Annotated in this window: 7 protein-coding genes; 6 read left to right on the top strand and 1 reads right to left on the bottom strand. The window is 68.1% G+C overall.

What is annotated here, in order from left to right; all coding sequences use genetic code 11:
• The 4 genes from WKW77_RS04320 to WKW77_RS04305 form a co-directional block, all read left to right on the top strand.
• The coding region (locus WKW77_RS04320; protein ID WP_340355571.1) for an electron transfer flavoprotein subunit alpha/FixB family protein at positions 1 to 826 on the top strand (826 nt) is incomplete at its 5' end.
• Positions 827 to 924: 98 nt separating this feature from the next.
• Positions 925 to 2715, top strand: coding sequence for an acyl-CoA dehydrogenase (locus tag WKW77_RS04315; protein WP_340355570.1), 1791 nt, complete (start codon positions 925 to 927; stop codon positions 2713 to 2715).
• A gap of 96 nt (positions 2716 to 2811) precedes the next feature.
• Complete coding sequence (locus WKW77_RS04310) at positions 2812 to 3771, top strand: NAD(P)H-dependent flavin oxidoreductase (protein ID WP_340355569.1); 960 nt, start codon at positions 2812 to 2814, stop codon at positions 3769 to 3771.
• A gap of 10 nt (positions 3772 to 3781) precedes the next feature.
• A complete protein-coding gene (locus tag WKW77_RS04305) occupies positions 3782 to 4939 on the top strand; it encodes an acyltransferase family protein (RefSeq protein ID WP_340355568.1) in 1158 nt (385 codons plus the stop codon).
• Here WKW77_RS04305 and WKW77_RS04300 read toward each other — a convergent pair.
• On the bottom strand, positions 4936 to 6039 hold the full coding sequence (locus WKW77_RS04300; protein WP_340355567.1) for a glycosyltransferase family 4 protein: 1104 nt from the start codon (positions 6037 to 6039) through the stop codon (positions 4936 to 4938). The genes WKW77_RS04305 and WKW77_RS04300 overlap by 4 nt on opposite strands.
• Positions 6040 to 6202: 163 nt before the next feature.
• On the opposite strand from WKW77_RS04300, the gene cydD reads away from it, so the two are divergent.
• On the top strand, positions 6203 to 7888 hold the full coding sequence (gene cydD / locus WKW77_RS04295; protein WP_422823123.1) for a thiol reductant ABC exporter subunit CydD: 1686 nt from the start codon (positions 6203 to 6205) through the stop codon (positions 7886 to 7888).
• A complete protein-coding gene (cydC, locus tag WKW77_RS04290) occupies positions 7885 to 9573 on the top strand; it encodes a thiol reductant ABC exporter subunit CydC (protein ID WP_340355565.1) in 1689 nt (562 codons plus the stop codon). Before cydD ends, cydC begins: the two co-directional genes overlap by 4 nt.
• Positions 9574 to 9597: the final 24 nt, after the last annotated feature.

Below are 9597 nucleotides of genomic sequence, written 5' to 3'. Positions count from 1 at the left end.
GGCCGGTGCCAATGCCGCCGAGGCCGGCAAGGCTGCAGCGCAAGTCGCAGGCGTTGCCAAGGTGATCGTGGCCGACAGCCCGAGCCTGGCGGAAAACCTCGCCGAGAACGTGGCCGCCCAAGTCCTCGCGATTGCCAAGAACTACAGCCACATCCTGTTCCCGGCCACGGCCAACGGCAAGAACGTGGCGCCGCGCGTGGCCGCCAAGCTCGATGTCGCGCAGATCAGCGACATCACCAAGGTGGACAGCGCCGACACCTTCGAGCGGCCGATCTATGCGGGCAACGCCATTGCCACCGTGCAGAGCAGCGATGCGATCAAGGTGATCACCGTGCGTACGACCGGCTTCGATGCTGCTGCAGCCACCGGCGGCAGCGCCGCAGTGGAAAGCGCCGAAGGCGTGGCCGACAGCGGCAAGAGCGCCTTCGTCGGCCGCGAAGTCACCAAGAGCGACCGTCCCGAACTGACGGCCGCCAAGATCATCGTCTCGGGTGGCCGAGCCCTCGGCAGCGCCGAGAAGTTCAACGAAGTCATGACGCCGCTGGCGGACAAGCTCGGTGCAGGCCTCGGTGCCAGCCGCGCCGCCGTCGACGCCGGCTACGCCCCGAACGACTGGCAGGTCGGCCAGACGGGCAAGATCGTCGCCCCGCAGCTGTACATCGCCTGCGGCATCTCCGGCGCGATTCAGCACCTGGCAGGCATGAAGGACTCCAAGGTCATCGTCGCGATCAACAAGGACGAGGAAGCCCCGATCTTCTCGGTGGCCGACTACGGCCTCGTGGCCGATCTCTTCACGGCCGTGCCGGAACTCGTCAAGGCGCTCTGAGCCACTTCAGATAGCTGTTTGAACTCAAAAGGGGCATCGTTTTCGATGCCCTTTTTCACGTCGGTTCGCATCAGGCCCGAGGGCCGCAGGAGGTAACCATGAGCTACACCGCTCCCATCAAGGACATGCTGTTCGACATCGAGCACCTCGCCGACATCGCGAAGGTTGCGCAGATGCCGGGCCTCGAGGAAGCCGGTCTCGAGACCGCGCAGGCCGTGCTCGAAGAGTGCGCGCGCTTCAACCAGGACGTGATCGCGCCGCTGAATGTGGAAGGCGATCGCAATCCCTCGTCGTTCAAGGACGGCCAGGTCACGACCACGCCCGGCTTCAAGGAAGCCTTCGCGCAGTACGTGGCCGGCGGCTGGCAGGGCCTGCAGCATCCCACGGACTTCGCCGGCCAGGGCCTGCCCAAGACGATCGGCGCGGCCTGCGTCGAGATGCTGAACTCGGCCAACATGAGCTTCGCGCTGTGCCCGCTCTTGACTGACGGCGCCACCGAGGCGCTGCTGACAGCGGGCTCGGACGAGCTCAAGGCGGTCTATCTCGAAAAGCTGGTGAGCGGCCAGTGGACGGGCACGATGAACCTCACCGAGCCGCAGGCCGGCAGCGACCTCGCACTGGTGCGCAGCCGCGCCGAGCCGCAGCCCGACGGCACCTACAAGGTCTTCGGCACGAAGATCTTCATCACCTACGGCGAGCACGACATGGCGGAGAACATCGTGCATCTCGTGCTGGCCCGCGTGAGCGGCGCGCCCGAGGGCGTGAAGGGGATCAGCCTGTTCGTGGTGCCGAAGTTCCTCGTGAACAAGGACGGCTCGCTCGGTGCGCGCAACGACGTGCACTGCGTGAGCATCGAGCACAAGCTGGGCATCAAGGCGTCGCCGACGGCCGTGCTGCAGTACGGCGACCACGGCGGCGCGATCGGCTATCTGGTCGGCGAGGAAAACCGCGGCCTCGAGTACATGTTCATCATGATGAACTCCGCCCGCTACGCCGTGGGCATGCAGGGGATCGCGATCGCCGAGCGCGCCTACCAGCACGCAGTGGCGTACGCAAAGGAGCGGGTGCAGAGCCGCCCGGTCGACGGCTCGGTCAAGGCGAGCGCGCCGATCATTCATCACCCGGACGTGAAGCGCATGCTGATGACGATGCGCGCCTACACCGAGGGCTGCCGCGCCATGGCGATGACGGCGGCTGCTGCTTACGATGCGGCGCACCATCATCCCGATGCCGACACGCGCAAGCAGAACGAGGCCTTCTATGAATTCCTGGTGCCGCTGGTCAAGGGCTACAGCACCGAGATGAGCCTCGAAGTGGCGTCGCTCGGCGTGCAGGTGCATGGCGGCATGGGTTTCATCGAGGAAACCGGTGCGGCGCAATACCTGCGCGATGCCAAGATCCTGACGATCTACGAAGGCACGACGGCGATCCAGGCGAACGACCTGGTGGGCCGCAAGACCGCGCGCGACGGTGGACAGGTCGGCAAGGCGATCGCCGCGCAGATCGAGAAGACCGAGGCCGAACTCGCCAAGCGCGACAGCGCCGACGCGAAGGCCGTGGCGAAGCGCCTGACGGCCGCGCGCCAGGCCTTCATCGACGTGGTCGGCTTCGTGGCCGGACAGACCAAGGCATCGCCCAACGCGGTATTCGCGGGCAGCGTGCCTTACCTGATGCTCGGGGGCAATCTGGTGGCGGGCTGGCAGCTCGCACGCTCGCTGCTGGTGGCCGAAGACCTTGCCAAGGCGGGCACCGACGTGCCCTTCATGAAGGCCAAGATCGCCACGGCGCGCTTCTACGCCGAGCACATCCTGAACAAGGCCCCTGGCCTGCGCGACAGCATCGTCGATGGCGCGGACAGCGTGACCGCGCTGGCGCTCGAGGCGTTCTGACGCACTGACCGGCGCGTGTCGCGCAACGGACCGTTGCGGCACGCGCCTCCTTCTATAAATCGAACTCTGCCGTTTCATTCCTTCTTCGGAGACACCATGTCCAAGCTGCCGCCCGTGCTCGCCAACCTGCCATTGCCGATCATCGGTTCGCCGTTGTTCATCATCAGCAACCCCAAGCTCGTGATTGCCCAGTGCAAGGCCGGCGTGGTGGGGTCGATGCCCGCGCTCAACGCGCGGCCCGCGTCGCAGCTCGAGGACTGGCTCGCCGAGATCACCGAGGAACTCGCGGCGTACAACAAGGCCAATCCGGACAAGCCGGCTGCGCCTTTCGCCATCAACCAGATCGTGCACAAGAGCAATGACCGGCTCGCGCACGACATGGAGATGGTCGTGAAGTACAAGGTGCCGATCGTCATCACTTCGCTCGGCGCGCGCACCGACGTCAACGATGCCGTGCACAGCTACGGCGGCGTGACGATGCACGACGTGATCAACAACAGCTTCGCGCAGAAGGCGATCGAGAAGGGCGCCGACGGCCTGATCGCGGTGGCGGCCGGCGCTGGTGGCCATGCGGGCGTCAAGAGCCCGTTCGCGCTGGTGCAGGAAATCCGCCAGTGGTTCGACGGGCCGCTCGCGCTGTCGGGCTCCATCGCCAACGGCGCGGCCGTGCTCGCGGCGCAGGCCATGGGGGCGGACTTCGCCTACATCGGCACCGCGTTCATCGCGACCGAGGAAGCGCGCGCGAGCGCCGAATACAAGCAGGCCATCGTCGCCGGCACGTCGGACGACATCGTCTACTCGAACCTCTTCACCGGCGTGCACGGCAACTACCTGGCGCCGAGCATCGTGGCCGCGGGCATGGACCCGGCGAACCTGCCGCAGGGCGACCTCAAGACCATGAACTTCGGCGGCGGCGAAAGCGCCAAGAAGGCCTGGAAGGACATCTGGGGCTCGGGGCAGGGCATCGGCGCGGTGACGGAAGTGGGCACTGCCGCGAGCTTCGTCGAGAAGCTCAAGCGCGAATACATGGACGCGCGTCGCCGTCTTGCACTCTGAATCCCCGGCCATGGATCGCGCCGCGCCAGCGGCGAAGCCCGCCGCGAGTCGCATGCCGCTTCTGGATGCGGTGAAGGGACTCGCGTGCCTGCTGATCGTCGGCCACCACCTCTCCCGCTACGGGCCGCTGCCTGAAGGCGCGGCATCGCTGGCGCCCGACGTCTTCGACTGGCTGTCGCAGTACGGGCGGCTGGCGGTGCAGGTGTTCCTGGTGCTGGCGGGTTTTCTGGCCGCTGGGAGCCTCGCGCCCGACGGCACCCTTCGCATCGACCGGCCGCTCGTGCGGGTCTTCCAGCGCTATGGCCGGCTCGTGATGCCGTACCTGGCCGCACTGACCTTCAGCGTGATCGTGGCCGCGCTCGTGCGACCCTGGCTTGACGACGAGGCGGTGCCGGGTCCGCCCGTGATGGCGCAACTGATCGCCCACGGGCTGCTGCTCCAGGACCTGCTGGGCTTCGAGGCGCTGTCCACCGGCGTCTGGTACGTGGCGATCGACTTCCAGCTCTTCGTGCTGGCGCTGGCCGCCATCGGCGTGTCGGAGATGCTCCAGCGGCGCTGGGCCATGCGGGCCGAGACGTCTCGCTGGCTGATGGCCGGCTTCGTGTTCCTGCTTGTGGTGTCGTCGCTCGCCGTGTTCAACCGGCACGCGGAGCTCGATGTGACCGCGCTCTATTTCTTCGGCTCGTATGGGCTGGGCATGTTCGTCTTCTGGATCGGCCGTGCGACGCGGCAAAGCACCTGGGGTTTCGGGGTGCTCCTGCTCGCGCTGCTCGGGGCCGCGGCGCTGGCGCTCGACTGGCGCAGCCGGATCGCGACGGCATGGATCACCGCGCTGGCGGTGGCGGTCATCCAGCACCTCGACGGCCTCAAGCCCTCGGCCTGGCCGGCGATGGGCGAGCCGCTGGTGCGGCTGGGGCGCATCTCGTATTCGCTGTTCCTCATCCACTTTCCGGTGCTGCTGCTGGTGAGCGCGGTGGTGAGTCACTTCATGCGCGTCACGCCGTGGATCGGATTGAGCGGTCTGCTGGCGACCGTGGCGCTGTCGATCGGTGCCGCGATCCTGCTGTATCGCTTCGTCGAATCGCGGCCGGCGACCTGGCGCGGGGTCCTTGGCCTGTTCGCCGGCCTGCTGGTCTGCGGCGCGGTGGTTTCGCTGATCTCTGCCTAGGCGCGGCCGAGGGCGCTCGCGTAGTGTTCGGTGAAGCGCCGGGCGACCGAGTCCCAGTCATAGCGCTTGGCGCCGGACTGCGACGCCTCTGCCATCGCGCGGCATTGCGCCTCGTCGAGGGCGGCGATCTCGCGCACCGTGTCGAGATCCTTGGCGCCCCCGTCGAAGTTCAGGTAGAAGCCGCTGACCCCCGGCTTCGCGAAGCCGTTGATCGGGGCCATGTCGCGGCAGACCACGATCTTGCCGGCGGCCATCGCTTCGAGGATGCCGACCCCGAAGCCCTCGTACTCGGTGCCGGTGATGAAGACGGTGCGCTGCTGCAGTTCGGCCATCAGGCGGTCGTCTTCGATATACGGATGCAGCCGCACCGAATCGCCCAGCCCCAGCGCCTCGATCTTGGCCTTGAAGCCGTCGCCGAGCTGGTCGAAATCCGGGCCCGCGATGAGCAGGTCGATGGCGATGCCGTTGTCCCGGGCGAGCGCGACGGTGTCGATCACCGCGTCGATGCGCTTGTTGCGTGACCACCGGCCCCAGTAGATCCATCGCGTCGGGTCCGGCGTGCCAACGGTGCGGCCGGGCACGAACTTCGAGTAGGCGATGCCGAGCTCGGCCTTGTGGACCCGCTTCGAATAGTGTCCGAAGTAGGTCGCATCCGATTCGCTGATCGCGAGCACGCGCCGGTAGTGCCTGAGCAGCGGCCGCATCAGCAAATGCTCGTGCATCCACTTGAAGCCGCTGTGCCTGCGCGTATGCCGGAATCCGCCGTTGGTGCTGAGGATCGCGGGAATGCGCCGGCACTGCAGCAGTACGTTGCCGGTGAGCATCATGAGCTGCGGGTCGTGCACATGCAGCAGGTCGTAGCCCGACGCGAGTTCGCCGAAACCGCGTGCGTAGCCGACGAGCCGGTTGCCTGACACAGGGATGCAATAGACGTCGATGCCGTCGATGCGGTTCACGGAGAAGGCCGCGTGCTTCGGCGACACGTAGGCCACGTCCACCTGCATGCCATGGGCGGAAATGCGGGTGGCCAGCTCTCGGACCACGGACTCGATCCCGCCCACTTCAGGGAAGTACGTGGGCGTGATGGAAAGGACCTTCATTGCGTTTTCTCCGTCGATAGCGCCTGGGGTGAACACGCTAGCTTAGCCGTTGCGTCATGGGGATTTGTCATCCTGCAGGCCGACTTTGGCTTCAAGATCTGCGCTGCAGAGCGACTTCTCTTATGATTGCCGAGTTTTCAGTAATTACTGAAATTGCAAAATAATCGTGAAATCACCTGTTCCGCCAACCACCGGCTTGCGTTCGATCGACACCGATGGGGTCGGGAATCTGGTTCAAGGCGTCGCCGCGCTGTTCTGGCTGCCGCAGGCGGCGTTGCTGGCATGGGCGGTGCAGCGCCTGGGTGATGGAGAAGGATTCCCGGCGGTCGTGGTGCCGGCCGCGGGCATCCTGCTGCTGGGCCTGTTGCGTGCCGCATGCGAGGCCTGGGGGGCGCGGCGGGTGTACGCGGCGGCGCGTCGCGGGCTGTCCGCAGTGCGCACGGACGTGGCGGCCGCGCTTGCCGCACGCTCGCCGATCGACCGCGCGCGCCCGGCCTCGGGCCTGGCCGCCAGCGTGATCGCCGAGCAGGCCGAGGCGATGGTGCCTTATCTCGTGCGGTACGGGCCCGCCCGGTGGCGCGCCATGGTGGTGCCCGTCGTGATCGTCATCGCGGTGGCGAGCCAGTCGTGGATCGCCGCGCTGATCCTGCTGATCGCGGCCCCGCTGATCCCTGTCTTCATGGCGATCGTCGGCTGGCGTGCGCAGGCGGCAAGCGAAGCGCAGATGGTGGAGGTGGGCGGCATGAACGCCTTCCTGCTCGACAGGCTTCGCGGGCTCGCGACCCTGCGCGCTCTCGATGCGGTCGACGCCACGGGCAAGCGCATTGGCGAAGCCGCGGAGAGTCTGCGCGTGCGCACGATGGCGGTCTTGCGCATCGCCTTCCTTTCGTCGGCCGTGCTCGAACTGTTCTCGGCGCTGGGCGTCGCGATGGTGGCCGCCTACGTGGGGTTCCATCTGCTCGGCATCTTCGAATTCGGCATCTGGGGCCGGCGCCTGACCCTCGGCGAAGGGATGTTCGTTCTGCTGCTCGCGCCGGCGTTCTTCGAGCCTTTGCGCGAACTCTCCGCCGTATGGCACGACCGGGCGGCGGGCGAGGCGGCCCTGCGTTCGCTCGATGAGCTTTCGGCGGAAGGCGTGCCCTTGCCCGGAGCGACAGCGTCTGCGCCATCGCAGCCGAGGGCCGTCGATGCTGCCCCGTCGCTGCGCATCCGCGATCTGCACTACGCGCAACCGGGCGGCGATGTCCTCTTTGAAAGCTACGACCTGCGCGTGGCCGCAGGCGAGCACGTCGCATTGATGGGCCCGAGCGGTTCCGGCAAGACAGCGCTGCTGAGCCTCATCGCCGGGCTGGTGCAGCCGCAGAACGGAGAGATCGCGATCGGCGGCACGCCGCTGACCGACCGCACCGCGGCGGCATTGCGCACCCGCATCGCCTGGATGGGCCAGAAGCCGCATGTATTCGCCGGCTCGGTGCATGCCAACGTCGCCCTGGGACGTGCCGGCGTGGATGCAAGGGATGTCGATGCCGCGATGCAGTTCGCCGTTCTGCAGGATGTGGCGCAGGCCCATCCGGGCATGTCGCTCGGCGAAGGCGGCAGCGGACTCTCCGGGGGCGAGGCGGTGCGACTGGCGCTCGCGCGCGTCGCCGTGCATGCGCGGGCCGATCTGCTGCTGGTGGACGAGCCGACCGCGCACCTCGATACCCGGACCGCCGAGCGCGTCGCCGATGCGCTCATCGAACTTGCGCGCGGCAAGACGCTCATCGCCGCCACGCACGATCCCATCCTGGCGGCGCGCATGCATCGCACGATCCGGCTGGACGCCGCGCCCCGCCAGGAGGCCGCATGAAGCTCTGGCGCGACCTTCGCCCGGCCCTGGTGCCGTTCCTCACGGCGCAGCCGAAGCGGCTTGCACTGGGGGCCGCTCTCGCCGCGCTCACCGTGCTGATGGGCATGGCGCTGCTCGGCCTCTCGGGCTGGTTCATCACCGCCACCGCGCTGGCAGGGCTGAATGCGGCGACCGCGATCCGCTTCGATGTGTTCATGCCTTCGGCCGGCATCCGCCTTCTGGCGCTGGGGCGGACCGCTTCGCGCTACGGCGAACGGCTGGTGACCCACGATGCGACCTTCGGTGTGCTGGCGACGTTGCGCGAGCGACTGTTCCGCGGCTGGGCGCAGCCGGGCGCTGCGAGGCAACTGCTCGCGCGGCCGTCGCGCCTGCTGTTTCGCCTGACGGCGGACATCGATGCGCTGGAAGCGTTCTACCTGCGCATGCTGGTGCCCGCGGGTGCGGCGCTCGCGGCCGCGATGCTCGCAGGCGTGGTGCTCGGCGCGACGCGCGCGTGGATGGGCATCGTGCTGGCACTGTGGCTGGTCGCCGCGGGCTGGGGAATCGCTGCCGTGACCGCCGCGCGCGCACGTCCCGCCGCGGTCCGCCGGGCGCAGGCGATGGAGGCCTTGCGCGCCCGTACGGTGGACCTGGTGGCGGGCCAGACCGAACTGGTCATGGCTGGCCGGATCGATGCGCAGCGCGAGTCGCTGGCCGCTGCCGATCGCCATCTCGCACAGGCCGACATGCGGCTCAACCGGCTCGAAGCCGGCGCCGGTGCGGCCTACGGCATTGCGGGCACGCTGACGCTTGTCATGGTGTTGCTCGCTGTGGGTTGGCTGGCGGGTGAGGGCGTCATCGGTGCGCCCGGTGCGGCGCTGGCGCTGCTGGTCGCGCTCACCGCGATGGAGCCTTTTGCCGCATTGCGCCGCGGTGCGCTCGATGCCGGGCGCGCATGGCTGGCCGGGCGCCGTCTCGCGCCTCGCATGGCGATGCCCGATACGGACACGCCGGTTCACGCCCGCGACGACGAAGCGGCGCTCCGGCTGCAGGACGTGCATGCAACCCATGCCGGCAGCCGCGTGCCCGCGCTCGATGGCGTCTCGCTGAGCGTCGCACCTGGCGAGCGCATCGCGCTGGTCGGCGCATCCGGCGCCGGCAAGTCGACGCTGCTGTCCGTCATCGCAGGCGACCTCGCGCCCGAGACGGGGGAGGTGCATGCGCAGGCTCACTGCCTCCTGACCCAGCGCACAGAACTCTTCCAGGACAGCCTGCGGGACAACCTGCGCCTCGCCGATCCTGCCGCGAACGACGCGCGCCTTCTTGCTGCCTTATGGGCAGCCGGCCTTGCGCAGGACGTGCGCGCGATGAAGGGCGGCCTCGACACGCGGCTCGGCGAAGGCGGACTCGGACTTTCCGGCGGCCAGTCGCGCCGCCTCGCGCTGGCCCGGCTTTTGCTGCGCAACGTGCCCATCTGGCTGCTCGACGAACCGACGGAAGCATTGGACACCGCGACCGCGCACGACGTATTGCAGCGCCTCGAAGCCCAGGCCAAGGGCCGCGTTCTCCTGATCGCGACCCACCTGCGCCGCGAGGCAGCGCTCGCGGATCGATTGATCTGCATGCAGCAAGGCCGCGTCGTGGCCGACCTCGCGCGCGGCACGCCGGCATTCGACGCGGCGCTGCGCGCGCTGCGGCCCGACTGAGTTCAAGGCTTCGCAAGAACACGA

The sequence above is a fragment of the Variovorax ureilyticus genome (genome assembly GCF_037889935.1).
GTDB lineage: Bacteria > Pseudomonadota > Gammaproteobacteria > Burkholderiales > Burkholderiaceae_C > Variovorax > Variovorax ureilyticus.
Note: the sequence above shows the minus strand (reverse complement) of the source record. Positions and strands in the feature narration are given on the sequence as shown.